General features: G+C 66.0%; 21 protein-coding genes. 18 read left to right on the plus strand and 3 right to left on the minus strand.

Annotated elements, in window-relative coordinates; translation table 11 throughout:
* The first annotated feature begins 75 nt into the window (after nt 1–75).
* The gene (locus CXR00_RS06015) at nt 76–345 is read left to right on the plus strand and encodes a hypothetical protein (protein WP_104053542.1); all 270 of its coding nucleotides are present in this window, start codon (nt 76–78) and stop codon (nt 343–345) included.
* Here CXR00_RS06015 and CXR00_RS06020 read toward each other — a convergent pair.
* Nucleotides 342–1,460 (minus strand): diacylglycerol kinase family protein, encoded by a 1,119-nt coding sequence (locus tag CXR00_RS06020; RefSeq protein ID WP_104053543.1) that lies wholly within the window; start codon nt 1,458–1,460, stop codon nt 342–344. The genes CXR00_RS06015 and CXR00_RS06020 overlap by 4 nt on opposite strands.
* 86 nt (nt 1,461–1,546) lie before the next feature.
* Here CXR00_RS06020 and serS point away from each other — a divergent pair, with 86 nt between their 5' ends.
* Together serS and CXR00_RS06030 are read left to right on the plus strand one after the other, a co-directional pair.
* A complete protein-coding gene (gene serS, locus CXR00_RS06025) occupies nt 1,547–2,824 on the plus strand; it encodes a serine--tRNA ligase (protein WP_104053544.1) in 1,278 nt (425 codons plus the stop codon).
* 141 nt (nt 2,825–2,965) lie between these two features.
* The gene (locus CXR00_RS06030) at nt 2,966–3,811 is read left to right on the plus strand and encodes an HAD family hydrolase (RefSeq protein WP_104053545.1); all 846 of its coding nucleotides are present in this window, start codon (nt 2,966–2,968) and stop codon (nt 3,809–3,811) included.
* A gap of 40 nt (nt 3,812–3,851) precedes the next feature.
* On the opposite strand, the gene CXR00_RS06035 is transcribed toward CXR00_RS06030, so the two are convergent.
* On the minus strand, nt 3,852–4,502 hold the full coding sequence (locus CXR00_RS06035) for a hypothetical protein (RefSeq protein WP_104053546.1): 651 nt from the start codon (nt 4,500–4,502) through the stop codon (nt 3,852–3,854).
* A gap of 80 nt (nt 4,503–4,582) precedes the next feature.
* On the opposite strand from CXR00_RS06035, the gene CXR00_RS06040 reads away from it, so the two are divergent.
* On the plus strand, nt 4,583–4,819 hold the full coding sequence (locus CXR00_RS06040) for a hypothetical protein (RefSeq protein ID WP_104053547.1): 237 nt from the start codon (nt 4,583–4,585) through the stop codon (nt 4,817–4,819).
* A gap of 93 nt (nt 4,820–4,912) precedes the next feature.
* Here the strand turns inward: CXR00_RS06040 and CXR00_RS06045 are convergent, their stop codons facing one another.
* Nucleotides 4,913–5,458, minus strand: coding sequence for an inorganic diphosphatase (locus CXR00_RS06045; protein WP_104053548.1), 546 nt, complete (start codon nt 5,456–5,458; stop codon nt 4,913–4,915).
* Nucleotides 5,459–5,686: 228 nt separating this feature from the next.
* Here CXR00_RS06045 and dacB point away from each other — a divergent pair, with 228 nt between their 5' ends.
* From dacB to panC, 14 genes are all read left to right on the plus strand, one after another.
* Nucleotides 5,687–7,156, plus strand: a complete 1,470-nt coding sequence (gene dacB, locus CXR00_RS06050; RefSeq protein ID WP_104053549.1) for a D-alanyl-D-alanine carboxypeptidase/D-alanyl-D-alanine-endopeptidase — start codon at nt 5,687–5,689, stop codon at nt 7,154–7,156.
* 62 nt (nt 7,157–7,218) lie between these two features.
* Nucleotides 7,219–8,355 carry a zinc-dependent metalloprotease gene (locus CXR00_RS06055; protein WP_104053550.1) on the plus strand — a complete coding sequence of 379 codons (1,137 nt, stop codon included), beginning with the start codon at nt 7,219–7,221 and terminating at the stop codon, nt 8,353–8,355.
* Between the two features lie 12 nt (nt 8,356–8,367).
* Nucleotides 8,368–9,510, plus strand: a complete 1,143-nt coding sequence (gene tilS / locus CXR00_RS06060; RefSeq protein WP_258060281.1) for a tRNA lysidine(34) synthetase TilS — start codon at nt 8,368–8,370, stop codon at nt 9,508–9,510.
* Nucleotides 9,511–9,546: 36 nt separating this feature from the next.
* Nucleotides 9,547–10,098, plus strand: coding sequence for a hypoxanthine phosphoribosyltransferase (gene hpt / locus CXR00_RS06065; protein WP_104053551.1), 552 nt, complete (start codon nt 9,547–9,549; stop codon nt 10,096–10,098).
* Between the two features lie 222 nt (nt 10,099–10,320).
* Nucleotides 10,321–12,435: an ATP-dependent zinc metalloprotease FtsH gene (gene ftsH / locus CXR00_RS06070; RefSeq protein ID WP_104053552.1), complete on the plus strand. Its 2,115-nt coding sequence runs from the start codon at nt 10,321–10,323 to the stop codon at nt 12,433–12,435.
* A 97-nt stretch (nt 12,436–12,532) separates the two neighbouring features.
* On the plus strand, nt 12,533–13,123 hold the full coding sequence (gene folE / locus CXR00_RS06075) for a GTP cyclohydrolase I FolE (RefSeq protein WP_104053767.1): 591 nt from the start codon (nt 12,533–12,535) through the stop codon (nt 13,121–13,123).
* 12 nt (nt 13,124–13,135) lie between these two features.
* Nucleotides 13,136–14,041: a dihydropteroate synthase gene (gene folP, locus CXR00_RS06080; protein WP_104053553.1), complete on the plus strand. Its 906-nt coding sequence runs from the start codon at nt 13,136–13,138 to the stop codon at nt 14,039–14,041.
* Between the two features lie 4 nt (nt 14,042–14,045).
* Complete coding sequence (gene folB, locus CXR00_RS06085; protein WP_104053554.1) at nt 14,046–14,456, plus strand: dihydroneopterin aldolase; 411 nt, start codon at nt 14,046–14,048, stop codon at nt 14,454–14,456.
* Nucleotides 14,453–14,950 (plus strand): 2-amino-4-hydroxy-6-hydroxymethyldihydropteridine diphosphokinase, encoded by a 498-nt coding sequence (gene folK, locus CXR00_RS06090; RefSeq protein WP_104053555.1) that lies wholly within the window; start codon nt 14,453–14,455, stop codon nt 14,948–14,950. Before folB ends, folK begins: the two co-directional genes overlap by 4 nt.
* Nucleotides 14,951–14,958: 8 nt before the next feature.
* Nucleotides 14,959–15,468, plus strand: coding sequence for a DUF3180 domain-containing protein (locus CXR00_RS06095; RefSeq protein WP_104053556.1), 510 nt, complete (start codon nt 14,959–14,961; stop codon nt 15,466–15,468).
* A complete protein-coding gene (locus tag CXR00_RS06100) occupies nt 15,461–15,973 on the plus strand; it encodes a PH domain-containing protein (RefSeq protein WP_104053557.1) in 513 nt (170 codons plus the stop codon). Before CXR00_RS06095 ends, CXR00_RS06100 begins: the two co-directional genes overlap by 8 nt.
* A complete protein-coding gene (locus CXR00_RS06105) occupies nt 15,970–17,565 on the plus strand; it encodes a PH domain-containing protein (protein WP_258060282.1) in 1,596 nt (531 codons plus the stop codon). The genes CXR00_RS06100 and CXR00_RS06105 overlap by 4 nt, the downstream gene beginning before the upstream one ends.
* Nucleotides 17,552–18,469, plus strand: coding sequence for a Rossmann-like and DUF2520 domain-containing protein (locus CXR00_RS06110; protein WP_237685534.1), 918 nt, complete (start codon nt 17,552–17,554; stop codon nt 18,467–18,469). The genes CXR00_RS06105 and CXR00_RS06110 overlap by 14 nt, the downstream gene beginning before the upstream one ends.
* A complete protein-coding gene (gene panC / locus CXR00_RS06115) occupies nt 18,466–19,398 on the plus strand; it encodes a pantoate--beta-alanine ligase (protein WP_104053559.1) in 933 nt (310 codons plus the stop codon). The genes CXR00_RS06110 and panC overlap by 4 nt, the downstream gene beginning before the upstream one ends.
* The last annotated feature ends 132 nt before the right edge of the window (nt 19,399–19,530 follow it).

Genomic DNA, 19,530 nt, shown 5'->3' on the forward strand with positions numbered 1-19,530 from the left:
ATGAGTGCGGATCCATTCCGTGCCGAAGGTGCAGGATTGAATCCGGTCCTGTTTCACGATCAGGAAGGTAAGCGAATGTCTGAGTACCCCAATGAGGAAGAACAGCTGACCGACCCCAAGCCCAGCGGCCAGTCCACCGGCGACGACAACTATCGCGGAGATGCCGGCGACCAGGGCAACGACATCCGGTTTGCCGAGGAAGAAGCCTTGATCCGGGAGCAGGCTTCACCGAAGTCGCTCAACAAGGACGACGAGGGTGAATACACGGACCGCGATGAAGCCGACGGCGGCCGGAAGTCCAAGGACGAAGGCGGCTACACCGACGCCGAGGGCACCCAGGACTAGTTCCGCGATCCCGCCCGGAACGAGGGCCGTGCCATGGTGTACGGGCTCTGCGGGCGGGGGTGCTGCTGGTCCGGTGACGGTGCCCGGACCAGCAGCGCCAGGGGATCAACCTCCACGCGGACACTGGTTGCAGCGCCTGTGAGGTCTCCGTCCAGCTGGGTTTCAGTGGGCTGGGCGACCTTGATTTCCACGGTCCGGGCCCGGCGGTAATCGATGACCGGTATGTTCCGCGGATACTTGGTCACCACCTTGCCCGCCACCCACAGCCATCCGGCCAGGCTGCGCGGACTCATGATGACCACGTCCAGCAGGCCGTCATCCATTTTTGCTTCGGGGATGAAATCAATGCCGGCGGGAAGCCTGCCCAGATTTGCGAACAGGATGCTCCTGACCTTGTGCACCTGGGGCGGTTCGCCGTCCACGGAAATGCTCATTTTGGTGCGGCGGCCCGGCAGCAGCCTCACGCCCGCCTCGCTGTAGGCCAGCCAGCCCACGTGCTTTTTCAGGTCATCCCGAGTGGCTGCAATGACTTCGGCGTCCAGGCCGATTCCCCCCATGACGAGGAACGCACTGCTGCGGCGTTCACCGGTGACTGCGTCATCAAAGTCAATGGTGCCCATGTCAATGCGCCTCTGGTTGCCGTGCAGCGCCGTGCGGATCGACGCCGCCAGATCTGCCACCGGAATCCCCAGGTTCCGCGCCAGCAGGTTGCCCGTTCCCAGCGGCAGCAGCCCCAGCGCCGCGGGAGAGTTGGCCAATGCCCGGGCCACCTCCCGCACCGTTCCGTCCCCGCCGCCGGCCAGGACGACGTCGGCCCCCAGCTCCACCGCGCGGCGTGCCTGCTCGTACCCCGGAGACTGCCGGGTGGTTTCCAGGATCAAAGGGGGATCCCAGCCGGCCAGTTCGCAGGCCTCGGCCAACAGTGTCCGTGCGGCAGGAGCCTGCGCCTTAACGGGGTTAAGCACCAGCGCAATCCGCTGGTCACCCGGCGCCAGGGTCTTGACGACGGTACGCTTCGCAGCCTGCCGGCGTCGGCGTCGTGCCACCTGCCGTGCTGCGAGGGCCGCCAGGGCAGCGGCCAGCAGTACAAGAAGGACGATCAAAGGTGCGGACATAGTGATTCCCAGCCTAACCCGGTCCCGGGCGGAGGTTAGTCGAAGCCCGTGCCGGTGCCCGCCCGGGTTTTCGGTACTCTTGAAGCGTGATCGATGTTAATGAGCTCCGCGAAAACCCCGAAAAATTCCGAGCCTCCCAGCGCGCCCGCCAGGCGGACGAGTCCCTGGTGGACGCGATCATCGCTGCCGATGCCGCGCGCCGCGATTCGCGCACCCGCTTCGAAAGCCTGCGCGCCGAGCAGAACGCTTTCGGCAAGCGCGTTGCCAAGGCCAAGGGCGAGGAAAAGCAGGCCCTCCTGGCAGAGGTCAAGGAACTGGCCGGTGCCGTGAAGGCCGCCGGTGCCGAGGCGGACGCCGCCCAGGCTGAATCTGATGCCCTGCTGCGCCGCATCCCGAACCTGGTGCAGGACGGCGTACCCGCCGGCGGCGAGGATGACTTCGAGGTCCTCAAAACGGTTGGCACGCCCCGGAACTTCGAGGCCGAAGGCTTCACCCCCCGCGACCACCTGGAAATCGGTGAACTGCTCGGTGCCATCGACATGGAACGTGGCGCCAAGGTGTCCGGCTCCCGGTTCTACTTCCTGCGCGGCGTTGGTGCCCGCCTGGAACTGGCCCTGCTGAACATGGCCATGGACCAGGCCGTCCAGGCCGGTTTTGTCCCCATGATCACCCCCACACTGGTCCGCCCGGAGACCATGCAGGGCACCGGCTTCGATGTGGCGCACGACGCCGAGATTTACCGCCTCGCCGAAGATGACCTGTACCTGGTGGGTACTTCCGAGGTGCCGCTGGCCGGCTACCACGCCGACGAAATCCTGGACCTCAACGGCGGTCCCGTCCGGTACGCCGGCTGGTCCTCCTGCTACCGCCGCGAGGCAGGCTCGCACGGCAAGGACACCCGCGGCATCATCCGCGTCCATCAGTTCAACAAGGTGGAAATGTTCATCTACACCAAGCCTGAAGACGCCGCCGCGGAACATCAGCGGCTGCTGGCCTGGGAAGAGGAAATGCTCGCCAAGGTGGAGCTGCCCTACCGGGTGATCGACACCGCCGCAGGGGATCTGGGCATGTCCGCCGCCCGGAAATTCGACTGCGAGGCCTGGGTTCCCACCCAGAACGCCTACCGCGAGCTGACGTCCACCTCCAACTGCACCACGTTCCAGGCCCGCCGCCTGAACATCCGCGAACGCCAGGACGGCGACGGCAAGGGCACCCGTGCCGTCGCCACGCTCAACGGAACCCTGGCCACCACCCGGTGGATCGTGGCCATCCTTGAGCACCACCAGAATCCGGACGGATCCGTAACTGTTCCGGCTGCCCTTCGCCCGTACCTGGGCGGACTTGAGGTCCTGCCGGTCCTGTAACGCGATCCGCGGTTCCGGGTTCATCCCTGCGGCAGTTCCTGTTCCGGACACCCGGAACGGGAACTGTTTTCCGCACCCCACCTGCGCACTTATGTGAGCCGCGTCCTTTCGGGATCTGCGGCCATCTGTTTAAATGAGGCGATGACAACTATGACAAGCACCGGCATCGAAGACCGGCAGAACCCTGACCACTTCCCCCATTTGGTGGCCCTGGACGTGGACGGCACCCTGGTGGACCATGACGGGCATATGTCCGCGGGCGTCCGTGAAGCCGCCGAGGCTGCAATTGCCGCCGGCCATCACCTGGTTATCGCCACCGGACGGTCCTACGGGGCGGCCCTTCCCATCCTGGAACGCCTTGGCATCACCGAGGGGTATTGCGTGGCCTCCAACGGCGGCGTCACCCTGCGGGTGGATACCTCCCTTCCGGACGGCTACGAAGTGATTGACCGGGTGGTGTTCGATCCCCGGACCGCCCTGGACGCCTTGCGCATCAAGCTGCCCACTGCCAAGTTTGCCCTCGAGGATTCGCACGGGAACTTCCTCTCCACCGAGCGCTTCCAGGATGCCAGCTTTGGGGTGGAGGCACAGGCGGTGGACTTTGAGCGGCTGCGCAGTGCCGAAGCAGTCCGCGTGGTGGTCTTCAGCGTTGATTCCACGGCTGAGGAATTCGGTGAGGCAGTCCGGGCCATCGGCCTGCACGGCGTGACGTACTCAGTGGGCTGGACCGCCTGGCTGGATATCGCCGCCGAAGGCGTCACCAAGGCCAGCGCACTGGAAAATGTCCGCAGCAGGCTGGACATTGACCGGAAGTACACCCTGGCCATGGGTGATGGACGCAATGACATCGAAATGCTGGGCTGGGCCGCCCGCGGCGTGGCCATGGGCCAAGCTCCCGCCGAAGTGCTGGAAGTGGCAACCGAGGTCACCGGAACCGTGTATGAAGACGGCGCCGCCACCATCCTGCGCGGCCTCGCAAACAACTAACTGTCCCGCAGTCAACTAATCGTCGCGCAGGCAGCCTGTTTCAGGCTCCCTGCGCCGCTGGTTCGAAGACCCTGGCGGAGGACGGAAGTGAAACCGGTCCGGTGCTCAGTGCGAGCAGCCGTGCCGCCGCGGGCCGGGTGGCCCACTCCTCCTGCCAGTGGGAGCGCACCACGGCCTTGCTGACTGCCTGTGTGGTGATGCCAAGGATTTCCGCCACATACTTTTGCTGCCCGCGGGCGCCGGGAGTCATCAGGTCCAGCACTTTCCACTCGGCGTCGGTGCGGCTGGCCACGATCTGGCCGAGCAGCCGAAGTACTGCCTGGGCTTCTGCGGCGATGTCAGCGTCCGGTCCGTCCACGGCCAGCGGTATGCGTTCGCCGGTCTTCTGCGCCCGGACCACGGCACGGCGGGCATAGACGAGCCCAAACCCGTCATTGTCCAGGATGTTCTGCTGAAGCGGCGGATGCAGTTCGCCGACACCGATGCCCACATTCCAGCGCCGCTGCCGGATGGCAGTCAGCGCGGCATCGACGGCCGCGGCGGCGTCCGCCAGCACGCCCTGCGCTTCGTCGCCCACCGAGCGCTGAAACGGAACGGCGGCGGGCAGATGGCGCAGCGAACGGATGAGCTCTGGAACCAGGTCCCCCGATTCGCGCGAGTCCCGCTGGTTGATCGTCAGCACATAATGCATGGGTTCAGCATGCCAGAGGACCCCAAAGACAACCGGGATCGGTTGCGGCGCGCCTCGGATGCATCGCCTAGAGTCGGCAGATGAAGAATTCCAGCGGGCAGCCGCCGCAGCCGCCCAACCCAAAACCCGTCTCCCTGATTCCGCTGTTCTTTGCGCTCGGGGTCATTCTGCTGGGCCTTTGGGCTGCGTGGGTGACCGGCAGTTGGGTGTTGCTCGCGGTTGCCGTTGCCGTTGCGGTCCTGCCTGCCCGCACCTATGGCGGAGATGTGCGCACCTGGGCGCGGCGGCGGGCCCGGGGCGGGCCGGTGAACGAGTAGGAGTCCAAACGACGACGGCGGCCGTCCCCGCAAGGGGTCAGCCGCCGTCGGGCGCCGGAACGATCCGAACCCTGATCCGGGCTTGGGAACGCGCTAGTTGTTCTGGGGGTCGGCGTCGACGTCGCGGCCCTGGGGCTCGTCTTCTTCGCTGCCTTCGCCGAGAGCGGCGAAACGGGCCAGGGAAGCTTCCACCTCGGCCTCGGCTTCCTCACGGCCGGCCCAGTCAGCGGCTTCAACCCACTTGCCGGGCTCCAGGTCCTTGTACTTGGTGAAGAAGTGCTTGATCTCGTCGAGCAGGAAATCGGAAACGTCCGAGATGTCCTTGATGTGGTCAAAGCGGGGATCAACCGGCACGCACAGGACCTTGGCGTCTCCGCCGCCGTCGTCCACCATGTTGAAAACGCCGATGGGGCGGGATTCCACCAGCACGCCGGGCATCAGGTCGAAGTCCTGGAGCATCACCAGGGCGTCCAGCGGATCGCCGTCTTCGCCGAGGGTGTTCTCGAAGTAGCCGTAGTGGGTGGGGTAGGCCATGGACGTGAACAGGATGCGGTCCAGGCGCAGGCGGTGGGTTTCGTGGTCGATTTCGTACTTGACCCGGGATCCCTTGGGGATCTCGATGGTGACGTCGAGCTTCATGGATACTCCTCTGGCGTGGCGCCGGCATGGCACCACAAACGGAACAGGCCGCGGCGGTCAGGAAAAAGTGCTGCCGTGAACCTAGGCTGATAAATGCGCCAACAACCGCAGGTTTGTCCGCGTCAATGCGGGCGGCGGCGCCGGTCTAGTCTTAAAGATATATGTCTTGGTCCGTTATCACTGCCCGCCGCAGTGCGGGACCTATAAACGGAAAGCAGCGGTGAGGTGATGGGAAGGGTTTTTTCCGGCCTCCTGCTGACTCTGGTTATGGCTGTCCTGGTGGTTCCGCTGTGTCTTTATGCCGGCCCGCCCGTGCTGGCAGCGCTGGCCCGGGAACAGCCGCAGCGGCAGCTGGTGGTGCCCGCTCATCAACAGGCGCCGGAGGCTTTATCCTCCGGGCGTGCTGAATTTCCAGTGCCCGCAAACCTTGGCGCGCCCCTGCCGGACCGGCAAGCGCTGGGCGATCTCCTTGACGCAGAACTGGTGGTTCCCGGCAGCGGAGAGTTCCACGGTGCCGTAATTGATGCGCGGACGGGTGAAATCCTCTATGACCTCGACGGCGATGCCGCGGCAACCCCCGCCTCCAGCCTCAAGGTCCTGACCGCCGCTGCTGCCCTTTCCGTGCTCGGATCCGACACCCGGTTTGAAACCTCCGTGTATGAAGGCGGCACACCCGAGACGGTGGTGCTGGCCGGCGGCGGTGATGTGCTGCTGGGGACCGGAGAGTCGGATGAGACCGCCGTCGTCGGTCATGCGGGCCTGCAGACGCTGGCCGAGGAAACAGCAGCTGCCCTTTCCGGGCGCGAAGTATCCGGGACGATCAGCATCCAGGTGGATGACTCGCTGTTCACCGGGGAAACTCTCTCGCCGGCCTGGAACGAGGAGGACGTGGAGGCAGGGGAGGCTGCGGCCCTGTATCCGCTGGCCGTCAACTCGGCGTGGGCGGTTGAGGGACAGCAGTACGGGGCCCGGGTCGACGACGCCGCGCTCGCCGCCGGTGACGCTTTCGCTGCCGCTCTGGAAACCGCTGCCGCCGGCTACGGCTTTAAAGTGGACCCCCAGGTCACACGCGGAACAGCCGGCGACGACGCTGACCGGTTGGCGGCCGTAACATCGGCTCCGGTTTCAGAACAGGTGACGCAGATGCTGCTGATTTCGGATAACTACCTGGCTGAAACACTGGGCCGCATGACGGCGTTGAAAACCGGCGGTGAAGGCTCCTTCGACGGCGCAGCAGCGGCCGTGAAAGCGGCAGTTTCCGGACTGGGGGTCAACACCTCCGGAATGGTGCTGGCCGATGTCTCCGGGCTGGGCAGCGGAACGGAGATCTCCGCACTGCAGCTGGCCTCGACCGTTCGGGCCGCCCTGACGTCGTCGGACAACAGCGTCCGGGACCTGCCCTATGCCCTCCCGGTGGCCGGATTGAGCGGAACCCTGGCGTCCCGGTTCACCGAGGATGCCTCTAGGGGGCCTGTTGGCGGAGACGGGCTGCCTGAGGAAACCCCGGCGGCAGGACTGGTCCGCGCCAAAACCGGCACCCTTTTTGCGGCGACATCACTCACCGGATTTGTGACTGACGCCGACGGCCGGCTCCTGTCTTTTGCGTTCGTAGCCAACGGGCTGGAGGACAACACTGCGCAGGCCCGGGAGGCCGTGGACGCGGCTGCTGCCGTCCTGGCCGGCTGCGGGTGCCGCTGAGCCGGGTTCGGCGGACAGCGAACCCTCCTGCCATTGGAGAACCTGTGTGTTCTGATGGACGGATGGAGAGCTATCAGCAGCACCCCGTCCCGGCCGCCGCCGACTTGGTGAACTGGGACCTGGCCGCAGGAACGGCTGCCACCCTGGTGTCCGCCGGACCAAAGATGACCGCCAAGGAAATCCGCGGTGCCGTAGCGGACCTACGGGCGAGGGCAGATGAGGCGGTCACCCATGTGCATCGGATCACCGGACTGGAAGCCGCGCGTGATCTGCGTGATTCCGAGGTCCTCGTGGTTGACCGCGCGTCCTGGGCCAAAGCCAATTCCCGCAGTTTCGCCGCGCTCATGAATCCTGCGCTGGAGAATTTGGCCCGCACGCATCCGGAGCAGCTCAAGGGTGCCAATACCGCGCTCAGCGGCACGCTTACCGGGGCACAGCTGGGTGCCGTTCTGGCCTTCCTCTCGTCCAAGGTCCTGGGACAATACGATCCCTTCGCGGCGCAGACCCCCGGCGGCCCCGCCGGTGGCCGGCTGCTGCTCGTTGCGCCCAACATCATTACCCTGGAACGCGAGCTGAACGTGGACCCGGCGGACTTCCGGCTCTGGGTCTGCCTGCATGAACAGACCCACCGGGTGCAGTTCGCGGCCGCGCCCTGGCTCCGCGGACACATGGTGGAACAGATCGGTCTGCTGACCAACGGCCTGATGGACAAGGCCCAAACCCTGTCCGAGCGGCTGAGCCACGCCGCCAAGACGCTTGCTTCCCCCGAAGGCCGTGCGGCGCTCACCGGAAACGACGACGACGTCCCCAGGCGCCCGATGGACATCATGTCCCTCCTTCAGGATCCGGCGGACAAGGAACGGATGTCCCATCTGACCGCGGTGATGTCGCTGCTGGAGGGACACGCCAACGTGGTCATGGACGCCGTGGACGCCAGGATTGTTCCCAGCGTGAAGACCATCCGCCAGCGGTTCAACGCCCGGGGAAAGAGCCACGGCTGGCTGGACCGCTTTTTCCGCCAGATCATGGGCCTGGACGCCAAGATGCGCCAGTACAAGGACGGTTCCAAGTTTGTCCGTTCCGTTGTTGACCGTGCGGGAATGGAAGGGTTCAACCGGGTCTGGGAGGGCCCGGAGAACCTGCCCACCGAAGCTGAAATCCACAACCCGTCCCTCTGGATGACCCGGATGGGGCTCTAACAGAACGTGCACATGTCCACTGATTTTGATCCCCCCGCCGCCACATCCTTTTCCACGCCGGAACGCAGGCCGCGCAAACGCCTAAACCCAACCCTGGGCAAAGCCCGCAACATGCTCCGTGACGCCCTTCGGGACGCGGGCCTTGAACCGCGCGGCACCGCGCAGGAACAGCCGCCCCTGCTGCTGGTGGCCTGCAGCGGCGGACCCGACTCGCTGGCACTGGCCGAAGCGGCCTCCTTCTTCGCCCGCCGCGGCGATTACCGGGTGGGCGCCGTCGTCGTGGATCATGCGCTGCAGCCCGGATCGGCCGAGGTCGCAGCCGCAGCCGCGGCGAAACTTAGGGAAATGGGCTTGGAGCCTGTCCAGGTCCGCACTGTTTCGGTCCCGGTTTCCGGCATGGGGCCCGAGGCAGCCGCACGGACTGTCCGCTATGCGGCGCTGGACGCAGCCGTGGAAGAGACGGGCGCCGACGCCGTGCTGCTGGGCCACACCCTCGACGACCAGGCCGAACAGGTGCTCCTGGGCCTGGCACGCGGATCCGGCACCCGGTCCCTGGCCGGGATGCGCCCGATCCGCGGAAAGTACCTGCGCCCGCTGCTGGGGCTGCGGCGAAGCGAAACCGAGGAAATCTGCGACAGCCAGGGGCTGGACCCGTGGCTGGACCCCAGCAACGCCGATCCGGCGTTCGCGCGGTCGCGGGTCCGGGCCGAGGTGTTGCCCTTCCTGGAGGAAAAACTTGGCCCGGGAATCGCCGAAGCTTTGTTCCGTTCCTCACGTATCCTCGCCGGTGATGCCGACTACCTCGACGCCGTGAGTGCCGACACTTTCGCCCGGCTGCGCGCACAGCCGGACTCCACATCCGGGGCCGGAGACGCGGAGCCGGACACGATCCTGTTGCCCGAGGCACAGCTGCGGGAGCTGGCTCCCGCGGTGCGGCAGCGCGTTCTGGCCCTCGCCGCCGTCGAGCTCGGAGGCGCCCAGCCCAGCTGGGAACGGCTGCGATCGGTGGAAGCACTACTGCGCCGCACAGGCTCCGCCGGACCCGTGGAACTGGTCGGCAAAGTCAGCGTGTACCGGCAGGTGCGCACCAATCCGGTTCCCCAAGGCCCCTCCGGCTATGGCAATCTTGTCTTTAGGAAAAAGAGCAGCACCTAAAATCCAGCTGCAACATCTCTTACCCGGGAGCCATTCGTGGATTCACACGACGTCCAGTCAGACCTCAAGCACGTTCTCTACACCAAAGAGCAGATCCAAACACGGGTTAACGAACTCGCGGCAGAGATTGACCGTGACTACGCCGGACGCGATGTCCTGCTGGTGGGCGTGCTCAAGGGTGCCGTCATGATCATGGCAGACCTGTCCCGTGCCCTGCACAGCCACGTCACCATGGACTGGATGGCAGTTTCCTCCTACGGTTCCGGCACGCAGTCCTCCGGCGTGGTCCGCATCCTCAAGGACCTCGAAACGGACCTTCTGGGCAAGCATGTGCTGATCGTTGAAGACATCATCGACTCCGGCCTGACCCTCTCGTGGCTGCGCACCAACCTGCAGTCCCGCGGACCGGCCAGCGTCGAGATCTGCACGCTGCTGCGCAAGCCCACCGCCGCGAAGGTCGAAATCGACGTCAAATACGTCGGTTACGACATCCCCAACGAGTTTGTGGTCGGTTACGGCCTGGACTTCGCCGAAAAGTACCGCAACCTCGACTTCATCGGCACCCTGGCTCCGCACGTCTACGAGTAAGCTCCAACGCAGTTCTGCGGCACCGGACGGCGGCCTTCGGGCCACTTGCCTCCGGTGCCGCATCCGCGATCAGCATCACGCCGGCCGGCTACGCCCTGAGGGAACTTTCCCGGTATTCCGGACGTGTTCCATCAGGTAACGGTGTATAGCTTGTTCGAGTATATTTCCGCGCATTATCAGCGTTGTTGATCAGGAGGGACGGGGCGTACGCCCTGACGACGAATGAAATCTAAGAACTTCTTCAAGGGGCCGGGCATTTGGATAATCCTGGCACTGGCCCTTCTGGTGCTCATTCTTCCCACCCTTTCCCCCAGCGGGGCAACCCAGGTGGACACAAGCGTGGGCCTGCAGCTGCTCAAGGACCAGAAGGTTGAGCAGGCCAAGATTTATGACGGTGAACAGCGCGTCGATCTGACGCTCCGGGGCGATGACCCCGATCCGGCCAAGAACGTCCAGTTCTACTTCGGCACCGCCCGCGGCGAGGACATTGTCGAGGCCGTGAATGATTCCGGTGCCTCCGGCTTCACCGACCAGCCGGTGCAGACCAACTGGTTCACCAGTTTCCTTGGATTGTTCCTGCCCTTCATCATTCTCGGCGTCATCTTCTGGTTCCTGCTCTCCCGCATGCAGGGCGGCGGTTCGCAGGTCATGAAATTCGGCAAGTCCAAGGCCAAACTGACCAACAAGGACATGCCGCAGGTTACCTTCGCCGACGTCGCCGGAGCTGACGAGGCAGTGGAGGAACTGCACGAAATCAAGGAGTTCCTGCAGGACCCGGCCAAGTTCCAGGCCGTGGGTGCCAAGATCCCCAAGGGTGTCCTGCTGTACGGTCCTCCCGGTACCGGTAAGACCCTGCTGGCCCGCGCGGTGGCAGGCGAGGCCGGAGTGCCGTTCTACTCCATTTCCGGTTCCGACTTCGTGGAAATGTTCGTCGGTGTGGGTGCCTCCCGCGTCCGCGACCTCTTCGAGCAGGCCAAGACCAACGCTCCGGCCATCATCTTCGTGGACGAGATCGACGCCGTCGGCCGCCACCGCGGTGCCGGCGTGGGCGGCGGCAACGACGAGCGCGAGCAGACCCTGAACCAGCTCCTCGTCGAGATGGACGGCTTTGACGGCAACACCAACGTCATCCTGATTGCCGCGACCAACCGGCCCGACGTGCTGGACCCCGCGCTGCTGCGCCCGGGCCGCTTCGACCGCCAGATCGGCGTCGAGGCTCCCGACATGCAGGGCCGCCTGCAAATCCTGCAGGTCCATGCCAAGGGCAAGCCGATGGCCGAGGGCGTAGACCTGGAAACCGTGGCCCGCAAGACTCCGGGCTTCACCGGTGCAGACCTCGCCAACGTGCTCAACGAAGCGGCGCTGCTGACCGCGCGCTCCAACGCCCAGCTGATCGATGACCGGGCGCTGGATGAAGCCATTGACCGTGTCATTGCCGGTCCGCAGAAGCGCAGCCGCGTGATGAAGGAACTCGAGCGCAAGATCACCGCATACCACGAGGGCGGACACGCCCTGGTGGCAGCCGCTCTGCGGAACACGGACCCGGTCACCAAGGTGACCATCCTGCCGCGCGGCCGTGCCCTCGGGTACACCATGGTGCTGCCGCAGGATGACAAGTACTCGGTGACCCGCAATGAGCTGCTTGACCAGCTGGCCTACGCCATGGGCGGCCGCGTTGCTGAGGAGATCGTGTTCCATGACCCCTCCACCGGTGCATCCAATGACATTGAAAAGGCCACTGCAACGGCCCGGAAGATGGTCACCCAGTACGGCATGAGCGAGCGGATCGGTTCCGTGAAGCTGGGCTCCGGCGGCGGCGAGCCGTTCCTGGGCCGGGACATGGGCCAGGAACGCAACTACTCTGACCAGGTGGCCTACGTGGTGGATGAGGAAGTCCGGCGCCTGCTGGACAACGCCCATGACGAGGCCTACCAGATCCTGACCGAGAACCGGGACGTCCTGGACCGGCTGGCCCTGGAACTGCTGGAGCGCGAGACGCTGAACCAGGCCGAAATTGCCGAGGTCTTCTCCGACGTACGCAAGCGCGACGTCCGCGAAGTGTGGCTGTCCAAGCCCACCCGCCAGGTCCACAGCCTGCCGCCGGTGGTGTCCGCCAAGGAACGCCGGGAGGCAGCAGCCAACGGGCAGCCGGATCCGGACACCGTGTCCCCGCAGGACCAGATAGCGGACGCTGACCTGCCCCAGGACTTTGACGTGTCCGGCAACGGGCTCCCTCAGCCCGAGGGAAGCGGATCCGGGCATCCCGGACAGGGCGGCACCGGCGGAACAGCCGGCCGCACCGACGGAACCGACACCCCGGAACAGACCAACCGATAGCAGCGAACGGCGGCCCGGCACGGAAGTGCCGGGCCGCCGTCGTTCCGAACAGTCACGGTAGGATCAAGCAGTGACGGATTTCGACGATGAACTGACAATGGAGAATCTCTCCGTTCCCCCGGCCCCCGTGGACCAGCCCCGAATCGAAAAGGCGATCCGCGAGATCCTCCTGGCGATCGGTGAGGATCCTGACCGCGAGGGATTGCAGGACACGCCAAAGCGCGTGGCGAAATCCTACGCAGAGATCTTCGCCGGGCTGCACCAGGACCCCGCTGATCTGCTGGCCACCACCTTTGCGATCGAGCACGAGGAGATGGTGCTGGTGAAGGACATTCCGTTCTTCTCCACCTGCGAACACCATCTGGTGCCGTTCCACGGCACCGCCCACATTGGCTACATTCCGTCACAGGATGGTTTGGTTACCGGACTCAGCAAGCTGGCCCGGCTGGTGGAGGTCTACGCCCGCCGCCCCCAGGTTCAGGAACGGCTCACCACGCAGATCGTGGAGGCCCTGATGGACAACCTGAACCCGCGCGGCGCCATAGTCGTCATCGAGTGCGAACACCTGTGCATGTCCATGCGCGGGGTCCGCAAGCCCGGAGCCAAGACCGTTACCTCCGCAGTGCGCGGCCAGCTGCGTGAAACGGCTACGCGCGCCGAGGCCATGAGCCTCATTCTCGGACGTTAGGACGTCTGCCCCATGGATTCACTCGCAGCTGCTCCGGGAACCGGTCCGGCCACTTCCCCGCTGAGGCTCCTGCGCCCGGCCGGGGCGCCGCGGCGGTTCGATGACCTTCCCTCCGGCCGCACACTGGTGATGGGAATCCTGAACGTTACCCCGGATTCCTTCAGCGACGGCGGCCGCTTCGCCGACACAGGTGCAGCCGTCGATGCCGGACTGAAAATGCACTACGACGGCGCCGACATCATTGACGTGGGCGGCGAGTCCACCCGCCCCGATTCCGTCCGCATAAGCCCGGAAGAGGAACAGCAGCGCATCCTCCCCGTGGTGGCTGCCCTGGCCCGGGCCGGAGTCCTGGTCAGCGTGGACACCATGAACGCATCCACGGCGGAAAAAGCCATTGCCGCAGGCGCCTGCCTCATCAACGATGTATCCGGCACGGAAGTCGATCCTGCCATGCCGGCCCTGGTGGCCCGCACCGGCGTCCACTACGTCCTGATGCACAGCCGCGGCGCTGTCCGCAGCGCCGATCCGCGTGCCGCCTACGACTCCGTGGTTGACGAGGTCATTTCCGAACTCGAACAGATCCGGGAAATGTTCTACGCAGCCGGGGTTGCCCCCGAGCAGATCATCATCGATCCCGGGTTGGGATTCTCCAAAGACGGTTCCTCCAACTGGGAACTCCTGCGGGCCACCGACCGCCTGAACGCCATGGGCCACAGGGTGCTGATCGGTGCATCCAGGAAGCGTTTCCTGGGTTCACTGCTGACACGTGCCGGCGAGCCGGCTCCGCCGCTTGAACGTGACAGCGCCACGGCGGCCGTAACGGCGCTGGCCGCCTTCTCCAATGCCTGGTGCGTGCGCGTGCACAACGTCGGCCCCAGCGTGGACGCCGTCAAGACCACTGCCGCCTGGAAAGGCTGACCCCATGAACACAACCAACGCCTCCGACGCACGCACAGCTGTGCGCGGCGTCCGCGACACCATCACCCTGACCGGCATCACCGCGCAGGGTTTCCACGGTGTCTTCGAAGAGGAACGCCGCAACGGACAGCCGTTTGTGGTTGACCTCGTGCTGCACGCGGACCTGCAGCCGGCCGGAATCAGCGATGACCTGACCAAGACCGCACACTACGGCGTCCTTGCCGAGCAGGTGGCGGCCATCATCAGCGGCGAGCCCCTGAACCTGATCGAAGCACTGGCCGAGCGCATTGCCGCGGCCGTTCTGGGTGACTTCGCCGGCGTGGATGCCGTGGAAGTAACTGTGCACAAACCGCAGGCACCCATTACGGTTCCCTTCGGCGACGTATCAGTGACCATCCGCCGGAGCCGGTCATGAACGCCCGTGCCGTAACCGCAGTCCTGGCCCTGGGCAGCAACCTCGGCGAGAGCCGAGACACGCTCTCCGACGCCGTCGCCCAATTGGCCGACCATCCCGGCGTCCGCCTGCAGGCAGTTTCTCCGGTGGTCCGCACCCGTCCCGTGGGCGGACCGGACCAGCCGGACTACCTCAACCTCGTCATATCCGTGGAGACGGACCTGGCCCCGCATGACCTGCTGGCGCACTGCCAGGCGGTGGAAAACGCACACCACCGGGTCCGCGAGGTGCGCTGGGGTCCGCGGACGCTCGACGTCGACATCATCACCTACGGCGACACGGTGCTCGACGACGAAACCCTGACCCTGCCCCATCCCCGCGCTTCCACCAGGGCGTTTGTGCTGCAGCCCTGGGCCTGGATGGATCCGGGAGCCGTGCTTTCGGGTACCCCCGTTGCTGAGCTGGCTGCCAAAGCCGAAGACCTGCCCGGCCTGGAAATCTTCGAAGGGGACTGATCCTCACCGTGGGAAGCATCCGATACCGCTGGCTGGCTGTCATTGTCCTTGCGTCCGGTGCTGCCGGCTGGCTGGTCAACGACTGGGCAACCCGCAACGCCCTGCCCCCGGCCGTCCTGAGCATCATCGGGCTGCTGACCGTCCTGCTGATATCGGGAGCCACGCTCTTCCTCGGGCTGCGGGTGCGGCGCTGGCAGCAGGGCAGCCGCGACCGCGAGCTGGACCCGATCGCGGCGGCCCGGACGCTGGTCCTGGCCCAGGCCACGGCCTATGCGGGTTCGCTGCTGCTGGGCTGGCATGCAGGGGTCTTCATCCAGCAGCTGCCGCTGTGGTCGCTGCGTCCGGGGCATGCCGCCACCTGGGGGTCTTTGGCTATGATCGCCGGAGGGGTCCTCATGATCTCCGTCGGGCTCCTGGTGGAACGCTTCTGCAGGCTTCCGCCGGATGACTCCAACGGGCGCGGCACCGCCGCCCGCCCGGATGACGCAGATGAACGGGAAGACGGAGAATATGCCTAGCGAAGCCATCGATCCCGGCGGTCTGTCCTGGGAGCACATCTCGCCCAGGTACCTTACGGTCCGCCTCATCGGCTGGGTGGTGGAAGCCGTGCTCACAGTGGCCGCAGCCTGCCTTCCCCTCATCCTGCGAAGCGTCGGCGCCTGGACCTGGGTTCCGGACTGGCTGGCCTGGGGGCTTCCCGCGGTGGTCGCAGCAGCTTATCTCTGGCGCGGAGTTCTGCTGCCGCGGCAGGTCCGCGCTGTCTGTTACGCAGAACGCAACGAGGACTTCCTGCTGCGGCGCGGCATCTTTTTCCAGCGCACCCTCGTGGTTCCGTACGGCCGGATGCAGTATGTGGACGTGACCGTGGGCCCGCTCGAGCGCGCTTTCGGTTTGTGCTCCGTCAAACTGCACACTGCCGCCCCCGGCACCAATGCCGTGCTGCCCGGTCTGCCTGCCTCCGAGGGCGCACGTCTGCGGGAGCACCTGTCCGAACGCGGCGAAACGCAGTTGGCCGGACTGTGAGCGTCCCGCAGAACGGGGAGTGGGCCCGCGTCCATCCGGTGTCACCTCTGGTCCGCGGGTGGATTGCGCTGGCCGCAATCGCTTTTGTTATCGGCCGGAACTGGTTCGAGGAAACAGCGGGCTTCCGCGGTAACAACAGCTCAGGACCGGGAAACCCGCTTGACGGGACCGCCCTGCTCATTGGTGCAGGCATCCTCGCCGTGGTCCTGCTGATCCTGGCCGGCATCTTTTTCCTGTCCTGGAGGTTTACCCGCTACCAGGTCACGGATGACCACGTCCGTGTTCACTCCGGAGTGGTGTTCCGCAAGCAGCGCCAGGCACGCCTGGACCGGGTGCAGGCCATCGATATTGTCCAGCCGCTCCTGGCGCGCCTGTTCGGGCTGGCCGAACTGCGCTTTGAAGTTGCCGACGCCGGAGAATCAGCGGTTCAGCTGGCGTACCTGAAATTGAATGATGCGCAGCGCCTGCGGGCACTGCTCCTGAACCGTGCCTCCGGTGCCGGCACCGGCACCGGGGTTGCTGCCGAAACCGGCGGGACGGAATCCGGTTCCCCCGGCGACGGCGCCGAAGGCAGCCCGGGTGCACCGGGAACCGATCCCGCCGCCGGCACCTTAGTTTCCGGCCACCGCGAGGCCCCGGAGCAGCCCGTCCTGGAGCTGCGGCCGGGACGGGTCATTGCCGCCACTCTGCTCTCCGGTACCACCCTGTTCCTGCTCATCGGCATTGCTGTGGTTCTGGTGATTACGGTCGCCACCGGAGAGGCGATCAGCCTGGCCATCATGCTGCCCATCCTCTTTGGCACCGTTGGAGGGTACTGGACCGAATTCTCCACGTCCTTCAATTTCCGGGCTTCGGTCTCCCGGGACGGCATCCGGCTGCGCTACGGCCTGCTGGACACCCGCACCCAGACCGTGCCTCCGGGCCGGATCCAGGCGGTGTCCGTCACGCAGTCACCGTTGTGGCGGCTCACCGGGTGGTATCGGGTGTCCGTCAATGTGGCAGGCTACGGCGCCGGCACCACCTCCGATACCCAGGCCCGCACCAAGCTGCTGCCGGCAGGGACGCTGGCCGAAGTGTTTGCTGTCCTCGCCCTTGTCCTGCCCGAACCGGGCACCGACCGCCCGGTGGACGTCTTTACGGCCGGGATCACGGGCCGGGACGGTGCTGACGGATTCACGACGACGCCGCGCCGGGCCCGCTGGATCGCGCCGCTGAGCTGGCGCCGCAACGGTTATGCCCTGACGGACACTGCACTGCTGATCCGCAGCGGGGCGCTCTGGCGGGTCCTTTCGGTGGTGCCGCATGAGCGCACCCAGTCCATCGCCCTGGAGCAGGGTCCGCTGCGCCGGCGCTTCGGCACCAGTGACCTGATCCTGCATTCCACTCCCGGTCCCGTCCGGCCGCACGTGCGGAAAATCGACGTCGACGATGCCCGCACGCTGTTCCTGGAACAGGCCGTCAGGGCACGCGAGGCCCGGCGCCGGGACCGCACCGGCCGCTGGAACAGCTCTGCGGCCGCCCCGGCACCTGAGGACCCATCACCGCTTCCCGCTGAAACAGTTTCCAAGGAGTACCCCCATGAACAGCTCTGAGATGAGCACCGCTGACAAGCGGCGGCGCGGCCGGCTCGGCATCGGCGTGATCGGCGCCGGACGGGTCGGAGCCGTCCTGGGTGCTGCCCTGCGCGCGGCTGAGCACGCCGTCGTCGGCGTTTCTGCAGTAAGTGAGGAAAGCCGTGAGCGTGCGGCCAACCTGCTGCCCGGCGTCCCCGTCATGGAGATTCCGGACATTGTGGAACGTTCCGAACTGGTGCTCCTGGCTGTTCCGGATGACGCCCTGGGTCCGCTGGTCTCCGGGCTGGCGGCAACCAATGCCTGGCAGGCCGGGCAGCTTGTTGCCCACACCTCGGGACGCTTCGGCACGGAAATCCTCGAGCCAGCCCGCCGGGCCGGCGCCATCCCGCTGGCCCTGCATCCGGCCATGACCTTTACCGGTATGAGCCTTGACCTGACCCGGCTGGCTGATTGCTCCTTTGGCGTGACCGCCCCCACCGCGGTGCTGCCCATCGCCCAGGCCCTGGTGGTGGAGATGGGTGCCGAACCCGTGGTCATCGATGAAGCGGACCGTGTCAACTACCACCTGGCACTGGCGCACGCCTCCAACCACCTGGTCACCATCACCGCCCAGTCCACACAGCTGCTCAAGGACATAGGGGTGGAGAACCCGGACCGGCTGCTGGGCCCGCTCATGCGGGCTTCGCTGGAAAACGCCCTGGCCTCCGGAGAGCATTCCCTCACCGGACCTGTGGCCCGCGGGGACGCCGGAACCGTGAGCGCGCACCTGCAGGAAATGGCCGCCCAGGACAGCGCCAACCTGAGGGATACCTATCGTGCCCTGTCCCTGGCCACTGCTCTGCGGGCCATTGACCGGGGCCTGCTGAGCGAAGAGCGCGGCAAAGCCGTTATTGACGCTTTGAGCCTGGACGAGGGACAGTGAATTCTCCTCAGCTGGTGCGCACGGCTGCGGAACTGAAGGCTGCCGTCGCTGAAGCGCTCGCTGCAAAAAGTGCCGCCGGGGCCGGCGCGGGGGAGGAACCGCTGAGTCTTGGCCTGGTACCCACCATGGGCGCCCTGCACCAGGGCCACCGCTCCATGATGGATGCCGCGCGGGCCGAGAACGACGTCGTCGTTGCCACCGTGTTCATCAATCCGCTGCAGTTCAACGATCCCGAGGACCTGCGCCGGTATCCGCGCACCCTCGAAGCGGATGTGGAACTACTGGGCGCCGCCGGCGTGGACCTCGTGTTCGCTCCCGACGAGGACGAGGTGTACCCGGAAGGAGCGCCGCTGGTGCGGGTGAGCTCCGGAGAGCTGGGGGCCCGTTATGAGGGAGCCTCGCGCCCCGGACATTTCGACGGCGTGCTGACCGTGGTGGCCAAGCTCTTGCACTACGCGTCCCCCGCCGCGGCATCCGGCACCCCGGTCCGCTACCGGGCTTATTTCGGACAAAAGGATGCCCAGCAGCTGGTGCTGATCCGGCGGATGGTCGCCGACCTCAACTTCGACACGGAGGTCAGGGCCGTGCCTGTGGTTCGGGCCCCGGACGGACTGGCCGAGTCCAGCCGAAACGGGTTCCTGGATCCTGTCCACCGCCGCGCCGCAGCGGTGCTTCCGCGTGCCCTGTTTTCCCTGCGGGACCGGGTATCCGCCGGTGAACCGCCGGACCTGGCCGCCGCCGTCGCCCTCGTGAAAGCACAACCGCTGGTGGAACTGGACTACTTCGACATTGTGGACCCGCAGACGCTGCAACCGCTCAGGCCCACCGACGGTCCGCTGGAGAAGCCCGCATTGGCGCTGCTGGCGGCGCAGGTGGGGTCCGTGCGCCTGATCGACAACCTGCCGCTGGAAAACCCGGACACCGCTTAAACCATCAGACTGTGCATTAAACCATCAGACTGTGCGCCCGCCGCGAACAAGCTGGGTGCGGGCCGTAAGCCCGCGCCGCGCGGCTCTGTAAACTTAAGGGTGTGACCACATCTAACTCCGTTCCCGGATCCA

The organism is Arthrobacter sp. 9E16, from assembly GCF_002929435.1.
Taxonomy (GTDB): Bacteria; Actinomycetota; Actinomycetes; order Actinomycetales; family Micrococcaceae; genus Arthrobacter_B; species Arthrobacter_B sunyaminii.